Origin of the sequence: Halomonas sp. HNIBRBA4712, from assembly GCF_043558675.1 — a bacterium.
Classification (GTDB): Bacteria; Pseudomonadota; Gammaproteobacteria; order Pseudomonadales; family Halomonadaceae; genus Vreelandella.
In genome coordinates this window covers 30,600-46,299 of the sequence record NZ_JBIFXR010000011.1, presented here as the reverse complement: position 1 = coordinate 46,299, position 15,700 = coordinate 30,600, and the positions used below count along the sequence as shown (strand labels likewise).

Annotated in this window: 15 protein-coding genes; 14 read left to right on the top strand and 1 reads right to left on the bottom strand. The window is 65.2% G+C overall.

What is annotated here, in order from left to right:
* The first annotated feature begins 154 nt into the window (after window positions 1-154).
* The 6 genes from rimP (at window position 155) to rpsO (ending at window position 6,476) form a co-directional block, all read left to right on the top strand.
* Window positions 155-616, top strand: coding sequence for a ribosome maturation factor RimP (rimP, locus tag ACGK9R_RS16435; RefSeq protein WP_394583278.1), 462 nt, complete (start codon window positions 155-157; stop codon window positions 614-616).
* 64 nt (window positions 617-680) lie between these two features.
* Window positions 681-2,195: a transcription termination factor NusA gene (nusA, locus tag ACGK9R_RS16430; RefSeq protein ID WP_394583276.1), complete on the top strand. Its 1,515-nt coding sequence runs from the start codon at window positions 681-683 to the stop codon at window positions 2,193-2,195.
* 27 nt (window positions 2,196-2,222) lie between these two features.
* Window positions 2,223-4,739 (top strand): translation initiation factor IF-2, encoded by a 2,517-nt coding sequence (gene infB, locus ACGK9R_RS16425; protein WP_394583274.1) that lies wholly within the window; start codon window positions 2,223-2,225, stop codon window positions 4,737-4,739.
* Between the two features lie 18 nt (window positions 4,740-4,757).
* Entirely contained in the window at window positions 4,758-5,168 is a 411-nt protein-coding gene (gene rbfA, locus ACGK9R_RS16420) for a 30S ribosome-binding factor RbfA (protein ID WP_394583272.1), read from the top strand.
* On the top strand, window positions 5,168-6,088 hold the full coding sequence (truB, locus tag ACGK9R_RS16415) for a tRNA pseudouridine(55) synthase TruB (protein ID WP_394583270.1): 921 nt from the start codon (window positions 5,168-5,170) through the stop codon (window positions 6,086-6,088). Before rbfA ends, truB begins: the two co-directional genes overlap by 1 nt.
* Before the next feature lie 118 nt (window positions 6,089-6,206).
* Window positions 6,207-6,476, top strand: a complete 270-nt coding sequence (rpsO, locus tag ACGK9R_RS16410) for a 30S ribosomal protein S15 (RefSeq protein WP_009723734.1) — start codon at window positions 6,207-6,209, stop codon at window positions 6,474-6,476.
* A gap of 95 nt (window positions 6,477-6,571) precedes the next feature.
* Here rpsO and ACGK9R_RS16405 read toward each other — a convergent pair whose 3' ends face one another.
* Window positions 6,572-7,591, bottom strand: coding sequence for a GlxA family transcriptional regulator (locus ACGK9R_RS16405; RefSeq protein ID WP_394583267.1), 1,020 nt, complete (start codon window positions 7,589-7,591; stop codon window positions 6,572-6,574).
* Window positions 7,592-7,691: 100 nt separating this feature from the next.
* Between ACGK9R_RS16405 and ACGK9R_RS16400 the strand changes: the two genes are divergently transcribed.
* The 8 genes from ACGK9R_RS16400 (at window position 7,692) to ACGK9R_RS16365 (ending at window position 15,671) form a co-directional block, all read left to right on the top strand.
* The gene (locus tag ACGK9R_RS16400; RefSeq protein WP_394583265.1) at window positions 7,692-8,807 is read left to right on the top strand and encodes a TauD/TfdA family dioxygenase; all 1,116 of its coding nucleotides are present in this window, start codon (window positions 7,692-7,694) and stop codon (window positions 8,805-8,807) included.
* Window positions 8,804-9,391, top strand: coding sequence for an HD domain-containing protein (locus tag ACGK9R_RS16395; protein ID WP_394583263.1), 588 nt, complete (start codon window positions 8,804-8,806; stop codon window positions 9,389-9,391). Before ACGK9R_RS16400 ends, ACGK9R_RS16395 begins: the two co-directional genes overlap by 4 nt.
* On the top strand, window positions 9,388-11,001 hold the full coding sequence (locus ACGK9R_RS16390; protein WP_394583261.1) for a 5-guanidino-2-oxopentanoate decarboxylase: 1,614 nt from the start codon (window positions 9,388-9,390) through the stop codon (window positions 10,999-11,001). Before ACGK9R_RS16395 ends, ACGK9R_RS16390 begins: the two co-directional genes overlap by 4 nt.
* 28 nt (window positions 11,002-11,029) lie before the next feature.
* Window positions 11,030-11,968, top strand: coding sequence for an ABC transporter substrate-binding protein (locus ACGK9R_RS16385; RefSeq protein ID WP_394583259.1), 939 nt, complete (start codon window positions 11,030-11,032; stop codon window positions 11,966-11,968).
* Window positions 11,965-12,720 (top strand): class II aldolase/adducin family protein, encoded by a 756-nt coding sequence (locus ACGK9R_RS16380; RefSeq protein ID WP_394583257.1) that lies wholly within the window; start codon window positions 11,965-11,967, stop codon window positions 12,718-12,720. Before ACGK9R_RS16385 ends, ACGK9R_RS16380 begins: the two co-directional genes overlap by 4 nt.
* A 76-nt stretch (window positions 12,721-12,796) precedes the next feature.
* A complete protein-coding gene (locus ACGK9R_RS16375; protein ID WP_394583255.1) occupies window positions 12,797-14,008 on the top strand; it encodes a pyridoxal phosphate-dependent aminotransferase in 1,212 nt (403 codons plus the stop codon).
* On the top strand, window positions 14,005-14,811 hold the full coding sequence (locus ACGK9R_RS16370) for an ABC transporter ATP-binding protein (RefSeq protein ID WP_394583253.1): 807 nt from the start codon (window positions 14,005-14,007) through the stop codon (window positions 14,809-14,811). The genes ACGK9R_RS16375 and ACGK9R_RS16370 overlap by 4 nt, the downstream gene beginning before the upstream one ends.
* Before the next feature lie 86 nt (window positions 14,812-14,897).
* Window positions 14,898-15,671 carry a transporter substrate-binding domain-containing protein gene (locus ACGK9R_RS16365; RefSeq protein WP_394583251.1) on the top strand — a complete coding sequence of 258 codons (774 nt, stop codon included), beginning with the start codon at window positions 14,898-14,900 and terminating at the stop codon, window positions 15,669-15,671.
* The last annotated feature ends 29 nt before the right edge of the window (window positions 15,672-15,700 follow it).

Below are 15,700 nucleotides of genomic sequence, written 5' to 3'. Positions count from 1 at the left end.
GATTCAAGAGTAGCTTTTTGCGAGCCAAGCGTGTCCTGCGCGCCGGCATCCGCCGACGGCCCGGGCACATTTTCAGGTAACGCCAATCAGCCACCTAGCTTTTCTCACGACTCCTGGCCAGGTGCCTGATGCAACGGCTAAAGGAGCTTCGTCTGTGGCCACGAAACATGCAGCGCTGCACGCGCTGATCGAGCCTGTTGTTGCCGCCATGGGCTTCGAGCTTTGGGGCATCGACCATCTTTCCCAGGGCAAGCATTCACGGCTTGTGATCTATATCGAGCGCGAAAGCGGCGTTAGCGTCGAAGACTGCGCCGATATCAGCCGCCAGGTCAGCGCCGTGCTGGATGTCGAAGACCCGATCCCCGGCGAGTATCGCCTCGAAGTCTCGTCACCGGGCATGGCGCGTCCGCTTTACACCCTGGACCACTTCACCCGCTTTCAGGGCCATCACGTGGCGCTCAAGCTGCGCAGCGCCTTTGATGGCCGGCGCAAGTTCCAGGGGCTGCTCGCGGGCGTGGAGGGCGACGAGGTGCTGCTCCAGATCGACGGCGAAGAGTACTGCTTTCCGATCGAAAGTATCGACGCTGCACACATTGTCCCGCAGTTCGACGACTAAAAAAACGGCGGCCCCCCCGGCTTGGGCGAGGCACAAAGGACAGGTTTACTGGCGAGGCATACGCATGAGTAAAGAAATCTTGATGGTCGTGGACGCGATCTCCAATGAAAAAGGCGTTTCACGCGATGTGATCTTCGAGGCGGTCGAGGCGGCGCTGGCAAGCGCCTCGCGCAAGCGCTTCGATCGGGAAGAAGCCAATGTGCGCGTCGCCATCGACCGCCGCAGCGGCGACTACGACACCTTCCGCTACTGGACGGTGGTCGAGGATGACGAGTTCGAAACGCCGGACTACGAAATCAAGCAGAGCATCGCCGAGCAGCGCGACCCGCCGCTGGCGCTCGGTGACGTGGTCGAAGAGAAGATCGAGAACGCCGTGTTCGGGCGTATCGCCGCGCAAACCGCCAAACAGGTCATCGTGCAGAAAGTGCGCGAAGCCGAGCGCGCCGAAGTGGTTCGCCAGTACGCCGACCGCGAAGGCGAGCTGGTCGCCGGTATCGTCAAGAAGACCACCCGCGACGGCCTGATCATCGACCTTGGCGAGAACGCCGAGGCGTTTCTGGCGCGCAGCGAGATGATCCACGGCGAGCGCTACCGCATGAACGAGCGGGTCCGGGCGCTTTTGGTCACGGTCGACGCGGAGGCCCGCGGCGCTCAGCTGCAGCTTTCGCGCACCAATCCGCAGTTCATCATCGAGCTGTTCAAGATCGAGGTGCCGGAGATCGCCGAGCAGCTCATCGAAATCAAGGGCGCGGCGCGCGACCCGGGCTCACGTGCCAAGATCGCGGTCAAGACCAACGACCGGCGTATCGACCCGGTCGGCGCCTGTGTCGGCATGCGCGGCTCGCGGGTGCAGGCGGTCTCCTCCGAGCTTCAAAACGAGCGGGTCGACATCGTGCTGTGGGACGACAATCCGGCGCAGCTGGTCATCAACGCCATGGCGCCGGCGGACGTCGCCTCGATTCTGGTCGATGAAGACGCCCACGCCATGGACGTCGCCGTCGCCCAGGACAATCTCGCCCAGGCGATCGGCCGCAGCGGTCAGAACGTGCGCCTGGCCTCGGAACTCACCGGCTGGCGGATCAACGTCATGACCGAGGACGAGGCCGAGTCCAAGCGCGAGCAGGAGATCGATAGTCTCGTCGACTCCTTCGTTGCGCATCTTGGCGTGGACGAAGACGTGGCACGCCTATTGGTGGAAGAAGGGTTCACCACCCTGGAAGAAGTCGCCTACGTGCCGCTCGACGAAATGCTCGAAATCGAAGAGTTCGATGAAGAGCTGGTCGAAGAGCTGCGCGCACGCGCCAAGGACGAACTGCTGACGATGGCGATCGCCTCGGAAGAGGCGCTCGACGGCGCCCAACCGGCGGACGACCTTCTGGAAATGGAGGGTATGGAGCGCCATCTGGCCTTCAAACTGGCCAGCCGCGGCATCGTCACCATGGAAGATCTCGCCGAGCAGTCTGTCGACGATCTGGTCGATATCGAGGAGTTGGACGAAGCGCGCGCAGCGGCACTGATCATGACTGCCCGTGCGCCCTGGTTCGAAGACGACAGTGAAGCGTCCTCGAACACACAGTAAACAGGTCACGGGCTTTGGAGGGTCACAATGTCAGATATGACGGTTAAGGATTTTGCAGCGAAAGTGGGCCGCGATGTACCCCGCCTGCTGGAGCAGATGAAAGAGGCGGGCCTCAAGCACGCCTCGGAAAGCGACGCGGTCTCCGAAGAGGACAAGCAGACGCTTTTGAGCTTTTTGAAGAAAAGCCACGGCGGAAGCGACGCCGCCGATGCGGGCAAGAACCGCATCACGTTGACGCGCAAGACGCGCAGCCGGATCAAGACCGGCGAGCGCGGCAAGACGATCGAGGTGCAGGTTCGCAAGAAGCGCACCTACGTCAAGCGTGAAGAAGAAGAGAAGCCCAAGGCGCCGGAGCCCACGCACAGCGGCCCGCGCCAACTGGTAGGCGATATGGCCGAGGCGGAAGCCGAGCGCAAGGCGCGCGAAGCCGAAGAGCGCGCCACCGCCGAGAAGACCAAAGCCGCCGAAGAGGCCGCGCGCAAGGAGGCACAAGCCAACGCCGCCGCGCCGAACCTCGAGGTGCCGGATTTCGACATCGACGAAGCGCCCGCTCCCGACGACATGCCGCCGGCACCGCCGAAGGAAGGCCGTAGCGACCGTCGCACCGCGCCGCCCAAGAAGGCCGCAGCGAAGAAGAAAGGACGCGACGATGACGACGACCGCGGCGATCGCGAAGAGCGTAAGCGCGGCGGTGGCGCCAAGAAGGCCAAGCGCGCCGAGCGTCGCGGTGGCCGTCGTGGCGCGAGCACCGGTGGCGGCAAGCATGGCTTCCAGAAGCCGACCCAGCCGATCGTGCGCGAAGTCTCGATCCCCGAGTCGATCAGCGTGGCCGAGCTCGCCGACAAGATGTCGATCAAGGCCAACGAAGTGATCAAGGCGATGTTCACCATGGGTGCCGCGGTGACCATCAACCAGACCATCGACCAGGACACCGCGGCGATCGTCGTCGAGGAGATGGGTCATAAGGTCAAGCTGGTGAAGGACGATGCGCTCGAGACCGAAATGCTCGAAGGCATCTCCTACGAAGGCGAAGAGATCACCCGATCGCCGGTCGTGACCGTCATGGGTCACGTCGACCACGGTAAAACCTCGCTTCTCGACTACGTGCGTCGTGCCAAGGTCGCCACCGGCGAAGCCGGCGGTATCACCCAGCACATCGGCGCCTACCACGTGGAAGACGAGCACGGCGGCGTGACCTTCCTCGACACCCCTGGCCACGCGGCGTTTACCGCCATGCGTGCCCGCGGTGCCAAGGCCACCGACGTGGTCATTCTGGTGGTCGCGGCGGACGACGGCGTCATGCCCCAGACCATCGAGGCGATCGAGCACTCCAAGGCGGCCGAAGTTCCGATGGTCGTCGCGGTCAACAAGATCGACAAGCCCGAAGCCGACCCGGACCGGGTCAAGAACGAATTGTCGCAGTACGGCGTCATCTCCGAGGAGTGGGGCGGCGATACCCAGTTCGTCCACGTCTCGGCGAAAAGCGGTGAAGGCATCGAGGATTTGCTCGAAGCGATCCAGCTGGTCTCCGAGGTACTCGAGCTCAAGGCCGTGCCGTCCGCGCCGGGTAAGGGCGTAGTGGTCGAGTCGCGTCTCGACAAGGGCCGCGGGCCGGTGGCCACCGTGCTGGTGCAAAACGGTACTCTGAAGAAGGGCGATATCGTGCTGGCGGGCCTGCACTACGGCCGCGTGCGCGCGCTGACCAACGAGCTCGGCAAGCAGGTCGACGAGGTTGGCCCCGCCATGCCCGTGGAAATCCAGGGCCTGGATGGCACGCCGGACGCCGGTGACGACTTCATGGTCGTCGCCGACGAGCGCAAGGCGCGTGAAGTCGCCAACTTCCGTCAGGGCAAGTACCGCGAAGTGCGCCTGGCGCGTCAGCAGAAAGCCAAGCTCGAAAACATGTTCAGCCAGATGGGTCAGGACGAAGTCGCCAAGGTCAACATCGTGCTGAAGGCCGACGTGCAGGGCTCGCTGGAAGCGATCCGCGGCGCACTCGAAGAGCTCTCCACCGACGAAGTCGAAGTGGCGGTCGTCTCTTCCGGCGTGGGCGGTATCACCGGTACCGACGCCAACCTGGCGCTGGCCTCCGAGGCCATCGTGGTCGGCTTCAACGTGCGTGCCGACGCCGCTGCTCGCGAGATCATCGAGCGTGAAGGGCTGGATCTGCGCTACTACAGCGTCATCTACCACTTGATCGACGAGGTCAAGCAGGCGATGAGCGGTATGCTCGCGCCGGAGTGGAAAGAAGAGATCGTCGGCGTGGCCGAGGTTCGCGACGTCTTCCGCGCGCCGAAGATCGGTGCGGTGGCCGGCTGTATGGTCGTCGAGGGTACCGTGCATCGCAACAAGCGTATCCGCGTACTGCGCGAAAACGTGGTGATCTACGAGGGCGAGCTCGAGTCGCTGCGCCGCTTCAAGGACGACGTCCAGGAAGTTCGTAACGGCGTCGAGTGTGGTATCGGCGTCAAGAACTACAACGACGTCCAGGTCGGCGACAAGATCGAAGTCTTCGACCAGGTCAAGGTCGAGCGCACCCTGTAAGGGGCGCGAGGAGCAACCATGCGCGAATTCAAGCGTACCGACCGGGTGGCCGACCAGCTCCAGAAGGAGCTGGCGGTCCTCATCCAGCGCGAGGTCAAGGACCCGCGGCTGGGCATGATCACCGTTAGCGGCGCCACCGTCAGCCGTGATCTGGGCTACGCCGATATCTACGTCACCCTGCTGGGTGAACAGGAGCCCGAGCGTATCAAGGAGAACCTGCAGGTATTGAAGCGCGCCAGCGGGTTTCTGAGAAGCCAGATCGCCAAGCGGATCAAGCTTCGCCACGTGCCGGAGCTGCGCTTTCATTTCGATGAAAGCGTGGTGCGCGGTCAGCAGCTTTCGTCGCTGATCGACGAGGCGGTTTCAACGGACCGCGCGCGTCAGAACGATGACGAGGATGACGCCGAGCAGGGCGGAGAGCCGCGCTGATGGCCCGGCGCCGCAAGGGTCTGCCGGTCAACGGCGTGGTGCTGCTGGACAAGCCGAAGGGCCTTTCCAGCAACCACGCCCTGCAGCGCGTGCGCCGGTTGTTCGAAGCGCAAAAGGCGGGGCATACCGGCACCCTCGACCCCATGGCGACCGGGCTTCTGCCGATCTGCCTGGGCGAGGCGACCAAGTTCTCGGCGCACCTGCTCGAAGCCGACAAGATGTACCGCACCCGGATCGAGCTCGGGGTGATCACCGATACTGGCGACGCCGAGGGCGAGGTGATCGAGTGCCGCGCGGTGCCCGCGCTTACCAGGCAAGACGTGGAAGCCGCCATCGCGCGCTTTCGCGGTGAGATCGACCAGGTGCCGCCGATGTACTCGGCCCTCAAGCACCAGGGCAAGAAGCTCTACGAGCTTGCCCGGGAAGGCAAGGAGGTCGAGCGCAAGGCGCGCCGGGTGTGCATTCATGAGGCGCGGCTGATCGGCTTCGAGGACACCGCTTTCGAGCTCGAAGTAAGCTGTAGCAAGGGTACCTACATCCGAACGCTCGCCGAGGATATCGGCGCGGCGCTCGGCTGTGGGGCGCACATTAGCGCGCTGAGAAGGCTCAAAACCGGGCCTTTCGACAGTGACGCGATGTGGACGCTCGAGGCGCTCGAAGCGCTCAAGGATCAGCCCACCCGCGAGGCGCAGCTGATGCCCGCGGACGTGCTGGTCGAGCATCTGCCCGCACTGGCCGTCAATGACACCGCCCAGGCGCGGCTGGCTCACGGCCAAAGCGCCACGGCGGACGTGTCGGCGCTTGATGTCGAGGCGCTGACAAGACTCTACCACGCCGAGACCTTCATCGGCCTTGGCGTGGTGACGGGCCCACGGGAAGTGGCGCCCAAGCGACTTTTGAGTACGGTCGCTATTTCGTAAGAGATCGCGGTAAAACGTTGCAAGGAGGCGGCGTATTACGCGAAAATAGCTCGTGAGACTGCAAATATGCGTGGTCTCTCCCATTCATTGTTAAGCATATTGCTGACTGGAGAAACAGATGGCATTAACCGCTGAGAAAAAGGCCGAGATCGTCAACGAATACGGCCGCGGCGATAACGACACCGGATCCCCCGAGGTGCAGGTCGCTCTGCTGAGCGCCAACATCAACGGCCTGCAGGACCACTTCAAGACCAACAAGCAGGATCACCACTCCCGTCGTGGCCTGATCCGCATGGTCAACCAGCGTCGTAAACTGCTGGACTACCTCAAGCGCAAGGATTTCGAGCGCTACCAGTCGCTGATCCAGCGTCTGGGCCTGCGTCGCTAAGACGCCTTGCCGGGCGGGCGTTGGTCCGACCGGCAAAGGGATGCACTTCTCGAAAAGCGCTGGCAGCGATGCCAGCGCTTTTTTTTGCGCCGCTGTCAGGCCTGGCCACCCGCCTTGTAGCGCTGGGCGGTAGCGCTGGGTGTCTCGCCAAAACGCTGCCGATAGACGCGGGTGAAGTGCGCCGGATGGGTGAAACCGCAGGCCAGGGCCGCCTCGGTGACCTGGCAGTGGCTATCGGTGAGCAGCTGGCGGGCGCGGTCCAGACGCATCCCCAGGTAGCACTGCTGCGGTGTTTCACCGAAGTGGCGCTGGAACAGCCGCGTCAGCTGGCGCTGGGACTGCCCCGCCAGGCGGCAGATTTCAGGGATCGGCAGCGCCTGAGTAAGATTCGCCTCCATGACCGCCAGGCCGCGTACCACACTGCGCGAAAGACCGCTATAGCGCCCGGAGCGGGCGCTGCCTTCGTGGCCGCCGGGGCGCTCGTGCACCAGCTGCCGGCCGACCGCATCCGCCAGCGCCGGGCCGTGGGTCTGTTCGATCCATTCGAGCATCATGTCGATACCGGCCACGCCGCCAGAGCCGGTCAGGCGGGTCGCGCTTTGCTCGTAGAGCGCGGGGCTGACCTCGAGCTCGGGAAACTCCTGCTGAAAGGCCGGCACGCTCTCCCAGTGTAGCGCCACGCGGTGACCGGCGAGCACCCCCGCGCGGGCCAGAATGAAGGGCGCGGTATCGAGCCCGCCGAGCCAGCCGCCGTGGGCCGCGATCCCGCGCAGCACCGCGCGCTCCTTGAAACCCACCGTGGCTTCCGCGTCGTAGGAGGAGACCACCATCAGCCGTGCGCTGTGGTCGAGCGAATCCAGCGCGCCGTCGACGTCGATGCGCACGCCGTTGCTGGCCACCACCGCGCGGCCGTCAATCGAGAGCAGCTCCCAGGCAAATAGATCACGCCCAAAGCGGTTGGCGACCCGCAGCGGCTCGAGCAGGCAAAAGAGCGTCAGCATCGAAAAGCGCGGTACCAGCCAAACGCTCAGGGTATAGGCGGCCTGATCGGGAGTGAGCAGGGGCGGCGAGTCGGGCCGGGGATAGGGCCAGTGCGGGAGAGTTTCAGTCGTCATGGCGAATATAGTCAACTCTATGGCGATTTATATCAAGTCGACCGGTTGGCAGGCGAGCTAAGGTAATGCGTTTCCTGGCATACCCGTGGGAGGTACTACCATGACCCAAGTTACTGTCGAGCCCAATCATCGCCGTTTGCGGATCGAAAACGAGGCAAAAAGTCTCGAGCTGAGCGCGCTGTGGCTGCGTGAACGAAGCCCGGACGAGGCGACGCTGGACGCCTACACCGGGCAGCGATTGATCGAGGCCGCCGAGCTTCCGCTCACGCTTGCCATCGACGCCGCCGACTCGCAAGGCGATGCGCTTTCACTGCGCTTCAGTGACGGCCATCAGGGCCAGTTTTCCATCGCCGCGCTGCTCGACGAGGCTCCCGCCGAGGCGCCGCGGCGGCTCTGGAGTGCCAGCGATGCGCCGCGCTTCGATGTCGATTTCAAGCAGGCCTGCGCTGACGATGCGGCGCTTCTGGCCATGCTCGAGGCGCTGCACCGCGACGGCTTCGTTGTCGTCTCCAACGTGCCCGCCCGTGAGGACGGCATGCAGGCGCTGATCGACCGCATCGGCCCGCTAAGACGCACCAACTGGGGCGGCATCGCGGACGTGAAGTCGGTGGCCAATGCCTATGACCTGACCATGACCCAGCGCGGGCTCGAGCCGCACACGGATAACCCCTACCGCGACCCTATCCCCGGCTACATCTGGCTGCACTGCCTGACCAACGCCGCCGACGGTGGCGACAGCACCCTGGCCGATGGCTTCAAGGCGGCTGAGCTGCTGCGAGCGCGCGACCCGGATGCCTACGCCTGCCTGACCCGGGTGACGCCGCGCTTTCGCTACCAGGACGCGGACACGCATCTCGAGAGCGAAGGCCCGCTGATCGAGCTCGACAGCGCCGGTGAACCGGTGCGGGTACGCTACTCCAACCGCACCGAGGATATCCCGGCGCTAGCCCCGGACGAACTCGACGCCTACTACGCCGCGCGCCAGGCCTTCTATCGGCTGATCACCGGCGAGGAGCTTACGCACCATCTCAAGCTCGGCGCCGGTCAGATGATTATCATGGACAACTACCGCCTGCTTCACGGGCGCAGCGCCTTCCAGCTCGCCGGTGGCGTGCGCCACATGCGCCAGGGCTACGTCGACCGCGACAGCACCGCCAGCCGCCGCCGCGTGCTGCAAAAACAGCGCGCTCACCAGAGCGCAGGAGAGATCGCATGAACCAGGCGCGTTTTCGCTATTTCACCGAGGCCCGGCGTGAAGACTGGGTGCTGATCGACGCTTACTTTCGTGATTACGTCAACGATGCGCCGCGGCGGGTGCTCGAGCATTTGAAGAATCTGTCCGGCGACCACCACGGTTATCCGGTAGACCGCTACGAGCACTGCCTGCAAACCGCCACCCGGGCGCTGCGCGACGGCGCCGACGAGGAGATGGTGGTGTGCGCGCTGCTCCACGACATTGGCGACGACCTGACGCCGGCCAACCACGCCGAAATCGCCGCCGCGATCCTCGAGCCCTACGTCGACCCGCTCAACCTCTGGATGATTCGTCACCACGAGATTTTCCAGGGCTATCATTACCGGCGCTATTTCGGCCAGGATCCGCACCTTCGCGAGCAGTACCGCGACCACCCGGCCTACGAGCGCACCGTGCGTTTTTGCGACGAGTGGGACCAGGCGAGCTTCGATCCGGATTACGACACGCTGCCGCTTTCGTACTTCGTGCCCATGGTCGAGCGGGTTCTGCGGCGCACGCCGCACGGCGGGCTACCCGATCCGGTTCCCGAGGAGGCGCTTAAATGAAAAAGACCTGCGCCGAGCTTCTGCTGGAGCTGCTCACCGCGTACCGGGTCGATACCGTCTTCGGCATTCCTGGCGTGCACACCATCGAGCTCTACCGCTCGGTGGGCCAATACCCGCTGCGCCACGTGACGCCGCGCCACGAGCAGGGCGCCGGCTTCATGGCCGACGGCTACGCCCGTGCCAGCGGTCGCCCGGCGGCCTGTTTCATCATCACCGGCCCCGGCATGACCAATATCGCCACCGCCATGGGCCAGGCGCTGGCGGACTCCATCCCGATGCTGGTGATCTCGAGCGTCAACCGCCGCGCCACGCTGGGTCGCGGGCAGGGCAGGCTGCACGAGCTGCCCAACCAGCAGCAGACGTTGGCCGGGGTGAGCGTGTTCAGCCATACCCTGCACGAGCCGGCCGCGCTCCCGGAAATCTTCGCCCGCGCCTTTGCCGTGTTTCAGGGCGCGCGCCCGGGGCCAGTGCATATCGAGATTCCTATCGACCTGTTCGATGCCCCGGTGGACGTGGGCGAGGTGCGCCCGGTCGAGGTGTTCCCGCCAGCACCAGCGCCCCAAGCGGTGGCTCGCGCCGCCGAGTGGCTGGATAAGGCAAGCCGCCCGCTGATCCTGCTCGGTGGCGGCTGCGTGGCCGCGCCGGATGCCGCCCGGGCGCTCGTCGAGCGGCTACAGGCCCCGGCGCTGACCACCATCAACGCCAAGGGCGTGCTCGGGCGCGATCACCCGCTCGATCTGGGCGCGACCATGAGCCTGCCCGCCGCCAGGCGGCTGGCCGCCGAGGCGGACGTGGTGCTGGCACTGGGTACCGAGCTCGGCGAAACCGACTATGACCTGGTGTTCGACGACGGCTTTACGCTGGCCGGCCGCCTGATTCGGGTGGATATCGACCCGGAGCAGCTCGGGCGCAACCAGCGCGCCGACCTCGCCCTGGTGGCAGACGCCGGCCAGACGCTGGAGGCGCTGCTCGCTGCGCTGCCGGAGAAGCCGTCTTCGCCGCGTGCTGGCGATGACCGCGCCGCGGAGACCCGAAAGGCGCTGGCGCTCGAGCGCGACCCGGATCTTGTGCCCTACGTTCCGCTCTACGCCGCGCTCGACGCGGCGCTGCCCGAGGCGATCATCGTCGGCGACTCGACCGGCCCGGTCTACGCGGGTAATTTCCTTGCGTCCAGATCCGCGCCGCGCTGCTACTTCAACGCCGCCACCGGCTACGGCACCCTCGGCTACGGGCTGCCCGCTGCGCTCGGTGCGGCCATCGCCTGCCCAAAGCGCCCGGTCGTTGCGCTGGTCGGCGACGGCGGGCTGCAGTTCGTGCTGGGCGAGCTCGCCACCGCCCGGGACCTCGACCAGCCGGTGGCGCTTGTGATCTGGAACAACCAGGGCTACGACGAGATTCGTCGCTATATGGCGATGAACGAGGTGGACAAGCTTGGCGTCGATTTGACCGCGCCGCACTTCGAGGCGCTGGCCGAGGCGTTCGAGTGCCGCTACCAGGCGGTGGGTGAGCCTGCCGCGCTCGAAAAAGCGCTGGGCCACCTGAATGAAGCGGCCTCGCCACTGATGATCGAGATCGACGCGCTGAACTGGATGAACGCCATCGCAGAGTAATTCGACAATTACATAAAAGGATCCTGACATGTTCAAGAAGACCGTACTGACCACCTTGACCCTAGCCGCGCTCGCTCCGCTGACCGGCCAGGCCGACCAGGACGAAAGCGACACGCTGCGCCTGGTGGTACCGCCCTGGCCTGGGGTAACGGTGAAAAGCGAGATCCTTGCCCAGCTGGTCGAACCGCTGGGGTATCGCGTCTCGCGCCAGGAACTGAGTTCGACGGTGGGTTATAGCACGCTGCAAAGTGGCGACAGCGACGCCTTTCTCGCCGGCTGGCTACCCGCCCAGCAGGAGAGCTATGACGCCGCCATGGCGGCGGGCGGAATCGTCGATCTTGGCAACAACGTCGAGGGGGCTCGAATGGGCTTCGCCGTGCCCGGCTACGTGGCCGAGGCGGGCATCACCCGCGCCGAGCAGCTCGCCGACCCGGAAATCGCCGAGCGCTTCGATCGGCGTATCTACAGTATCGAGAATGGCTCGACGATCACCGACATGATCGAGGCCGCCATCGACGACGATACCTACGGCTTGGGCGACTGGTCGATCATGCCTTCCTCCACGCCGGGCATGCTCAGCGAGGTGGCTGGCGCGGTCAGAGACGAGCGCTGGATCCTGTTCTACGGCTGGACGCCGCACTGGATGATTCCCGCCTACGACGTGCATCTGCTCGAGGATCCCGAGGGCGTGTTCGGTGCCGACAACGGCAGCAGCGACGTCAAGACCATCGTGGCCCGAGCCTATGCCGAGGCGAACCCCAACATGCTGCGGCTTCTGGAGCAGTTTCGCTTCACCGCCGACGAGCAGAGCGACTTCATCAGCGCCTACAGCCGCGATAACCAGGACCTGGAAGTGGCGGCGCGCGAGTGGCTGGCCGAACACCCCGAGCGGGTCAGCGCATTTCTCGACGGCGTGACCACCCGCGACGGTCAATCGGCATCACACCCCTTGGAGTCTGCACCATGAGCCTTTCAAATCGCAGCTCAAGCGGCGATGAGCGTCTGATCCGCGAAAACCTGGCCGCGGCCTACCGGCTGGTCGCGCTGGACGGCATGGACGACGGCATCGACACGCATATCTCCGCCCGCCTGCCGGGTGAGCGCCTTCTGCTCAACCCCTACGGCCTGCGCTTTTCCGAGGTGCGCGCCGAGCAGCTGGTGACCGTCGACGGCGACGGTCGGGTGCTCGACGATCCCACCGGGCTTGGCATCAATCCGGCAGGCTTCACCATCCACAGCGCTCTTCACGCCGCGCGCCCCGAGGTCGAGTGCGTGCTGCATACGCACACCGTGGCGGGCGTGGCGCTTTCCAGCCTGGAGGAGGGGCTTTTACCGCTCAACCAGTGGTCGCTGGAGTTCTACCAACGCCTGGGCTACCACGATTTCGAAGGCATCGCGCTGTCGCTTTCCGAGCGCGAGCGCCTGACCCGGGATCTGGGCGGCCACTGGGCGATGGTGCTGCGCCAGCACGGGCTTCTAACCTGCGGCAAAAGCGTAGGGGAGGCATTTTTGCGTATGCGCAATTTGGAGCGCAGCTGCCAGGCGCAGCTGGCCGCCCAGGCCACCGGGCGGCCGCTGCGCCCGGTCTCCTCGGAAATGGCCGAGCACGTCGCCACCCAGTACGAGAAGTGGGCCAAAAGCCCGCAGGGGATCGATCTTGCCTGGCAGGCCGAGGTGCGACGCCTGGGCGGTTCATCATCCAACGCTTGCCCCGTTTAACCTTCCACCTGCCGATGTTTCACCGAGTCGACGACGTGCTCGGTTGACGATTTCTTGAGTCAAAAATGGAGCCTTCATGCACTTTTCACGACTGACCCAGCGCATCGCCGGCGAAGGGGCGGCGGCCTGGGACATTCACTACCGGGCGCTGGCGCGCCAGGCCGCCGGAGAGGAAATCACCGTGCTCTCCGTCGGCGATCCGGACTTTGCCACCCCAGCGCCGATCATCGAAAGCGCGGTGTCGAGCCTCAGGGCCGGCGCCACCCACTACTCGGACGTGCAGGGCAAGGCGGCGCTGCGCGAGGCGATCGCCGAGGGCTATCGCCGTCAGGGACTTGCGGTCGGCGCCGATAACGTGATCGTCATGGCCGGCGCCCAGTGCGGGCTCTACGCCACCGCCCAGTGTTTGCTGGATGCCGGCGACGAAGTGCTGGTGTGCGAGCCCAACTACGTCACTTATGAGGCGGTGCTGCGCGCCACCGGCGCCGAGATGGTGCGCGTGCCGCTGGATCGCGACGCAGCCTTTCGCCTTGATGTCGAGGCGCTTGCGAACGCGGTAACGCCGCGCACCCGGGCGATTCTGCTCAACAGCCCCCACAACCCCACCGGCCAGTTGATCGACGCGCCCACCTGGGAGGCGGTCGCCGCGCTTTGCCGCCAGCACGACCTGTGGCTGATCTGCGACGAGGTCTACGCCGAGCTGATTTTCGAGGGCGAACATGTCAGCCCCGCTGCTCTCGAGGGCATGGCCAGCCGCTGCGTGGTGGTCAGCAGCCTGTCGAAATCCCACGCCATGACCGGCTGGCGGCTGGGCTGGGTGGTCGGGCCCGAAGCGCTGATAAAGCATCTATCGAATCTGGCGCTGTGCATGCTCTACGGCTGCCCGGACTTCATTCAGGACGCCGCCCACGCCGCGCTCACCGCGCCGCCCACTGGTCTCGAGGCGATGCGAGACGCCTACCGCGAACGCCGCGACGCGGTTTGCCAGGCGCTCGAGGCAAGCTCGGCGGTAGCGGCGATTCGCCCGCCGGCGGGGATGTTCCTGATGGTCGACATTCGTGCCACCGGTCTCTCTTCGCAAGCCTTCGCCGACCGGCTGCTCTTTGAGGAGCGCGTCTCGGTGCTCTCCGGCGAAGCCTTCGGCCCCTCGGCAGCGGGCTTCGTGCGCCTGAGTTTGACCGTCGATGTCGACACGCTGGTGGCGGCGAGCCAGCGACTGGTGGCCTGCGCCGAACGGGCGCTGGCCGAACGTTCCACCCACCGGGCCTCGGAGGCCATTCGCCTATGACATCATCATCGCCCACGTTTTCTCAGCACACGCCTTCCTCTACTCCCAGCGCGCCGGCGGTGTCGGCGCACAACCTCATCAAACGCTTCGGCGATCTCGACGTGCTCAAGGGCGTGTCGCTATCGGTGTCCGAAGGCAGCGTCACTTCCATCATCGGCGCCAGCGGCTCGGGCAAGAGCACGCTGCTGCGCTGCATGAATCTGCTCGAACGGCCCGACCAGGGCGAGCTGAGGATTGCGGATGAGGCGATTCGCTTCTCCCGTAATCCCCAGGGCGACATCATCGGGTTCGACCGACGCCAGCTGCAGCGGCTGCGCGCGAAGGTGGCGATGGTCTTTCAGCAGTTCAATCTCTGGCCGCACTTGACGGTGCTGGGCAACGTCATCGAAGCGCCGATGCGGGTCAAGAACCTGTCCCGCAAGAAGGCCGTGGCGCTCGGCGAGCACTATCTCGAGCGGGTCGGTATGGCGGAGCGCCGCGACGCCTATCCCGCCTTTCTTTCCGGCGGCCAGCAGCAGCGCGTGGCGATCGCCCGGGCGCTTGCGATGGAGCCGCGCATCCTGCTGTTCGACGAGCCGACCTCAGCGCTCGACCCGGAGCGGGTCAACGAAGTGCTGGGCGTGATCCGGGGGCTGGCCGACGAAGGGCGCACGATGCTCATGGTCACTCACGAGATGCACTTCGCTCGTGAGGTCTCCGACCAGTTGGTCTACCTCGATCAAGGCTACATCGCCGCCGAGGGGAGCCCGGACGAGGTATTCGACGACCCGCGCTGCCAGCGTTTCATCGCCCCCGCCGCTTGAGCGCATTCAGCAATAGCCGTTCATCAATCGCTGTTTACTAATGGCTGTTTACTAATAGCTGTTTATCAATAACAAGGGAGAACTTCATGCACACATCGATCAAGGCCGCCCTGGCGCTACTCGCTTTCACTCCTGCCGTTAACGCCCTTGCCGAGACGCCGCTGAAGATCGGCATTTCCGGTGAACCCTACCCACCTTTCACCTATAAGGCCGCCAGCGGCGAGTGGACCGGCTTCGAAGTCGAGCTTGCCCACGCGATCTGCGCGGAGCTCGAGCGCGAGTGTGAGATCGCGCCCACCGGCTGGAGCGGTATTATCCCGTCGCTGCAGGCCGGGCGCATCGACATGATCATGAACTCGATGTCGATCACCGAGCAGCGTCAGCGCGTCATCGCCTTCACCCGCCCTTACTACTTCACCCCCGGCGCCTACGTGGCGGCGAGCGAGCGCGAGCTAACGGTGCCGGACGACCTCGATGGGCTAGTGATGGGCGTGCAGTCGGCGACCACCAACGCCACCTACGCCCGCCGCGCGCTGCGCGACAGCGGCGTCGACGTACGTCTTTACGACCAGGCGGAGCAGGTCAACAGCGACCTGCTGGCGGGGCGCCTCGACGTGGTACTGGCCGATGAGGTCGCGATGCTTCAGTTTCTCGAGCGCTCCGAGGCAGAGGGCTTCGAGATCAAGGCAACGGCTCCCCACCACTCAGCCTACGGCGAGGGCATCGGCATCGGCCTGCGCCAGGAGGACGAGGCGCTCAACGCCGCGCTTGACGAGGCGATTGCCGCGGTCGTCGAAAAGGGCACCTGTGGCGAGCTCTCCGAGCAGTTTCTGGGCACCGACGTCTGCGTCTACCCTTGAGCGGGCTCTGTCGCCCGGTGCCGAGCACC

Coding starts and splice junctions, on each gene's coding strand:
- ACGK9R_RS16405 (WP_394583267.1), bottom strand. CDS start 7,591: ATGACGACTGAAACTCTCCCGCACTGGCCCTATCCCCGGCCCGACTCG.
- ACGK9R_RS16365 (WP_394583251.1), top strand. CDS start 14,898: ATGCACACATCGATCAAGGCCGCCCTGGCGCTACTCGCTTTCACTCCT.
- ACGK9R_RS16390 (WP_394583261.1), top strand. CDS start 9,388: ATGAAAAAGACCTGCGCCGAGCTTCTGCTGGAGCTGCTCACCGCGTAC.
- nusA (WP_394583276.1), top strand. CDS start 681: ATGAGTAAAGAAATCTTGATGGTCGTGGACGCGATCTCCAATGAAAAA.
- infB (WP_394583274.1), top strand. CDS start 2,223: ATGTCAGATATGACGGTTAAGGATTTTGCAGCGAAAGTGGGCCGCGAT.
- ACGK9R_RS16380 (WP_394583257.1), top strand. CDS start 11,965: ATGAGCCTTTCAAATCGCAGCTCAAGCGGCGATGAGCGTCTGATCCGC.
- rpsO (WP_009723734.1), top strand. CDS start 6,207: ATGGCATTAACCGCTGAGAAAAAGGCCGAGATCGTCAACGAATACGGC.
- truB (WP_394583270.1), top strand. CDS start 5,168: ATGGCCCGGCGCCGCAAGGGTCTGCCGGTCAACGGCGTGGTGCTGCTG.
- ACGK9R_RS16375 (WP_394583255.1), top strand. CDS start 12,797: ATGCACTTTTCACGACTGACCCAGCGCATCGCCGGCGAAGGGGCGGCG.
- ACGK9R_RS16370 (WP_394583253.1), top strand. CDS start 14,005: ATGACATCATCATCGCCCACGTTTTCTCAGCACACGCCTTCCTCTACT.
- ACGK9R_RS16400 (WP_394583265.1), top strand. CDS start 7,692: ATGACCCAAGTTACTGTCGAGCCCAATCATCGCCGTTTGCGGATCGAA.
- ACGK9R_RS16395 (WP_394583263.1), top strand. CDS start 8,804: ATGAACCAGGCGCGTTTTCGCTATTTCACCGAGGCCCGGCGTGAAGAC.
- rbfA (WP_394583272.1), top strand. CDS start 4,758: ATGCGCGAATTCAAGCGTACCGACCGGGTGGCCGACCAGCTCCAGAAG.
- ACGK9R_RS16385 (WP_394583259.1), top strand. CDS start 11,030: ATGTTCAAGAAGACCGTACTGACCACCTTGACCCTAGCCGCGCTCGCT.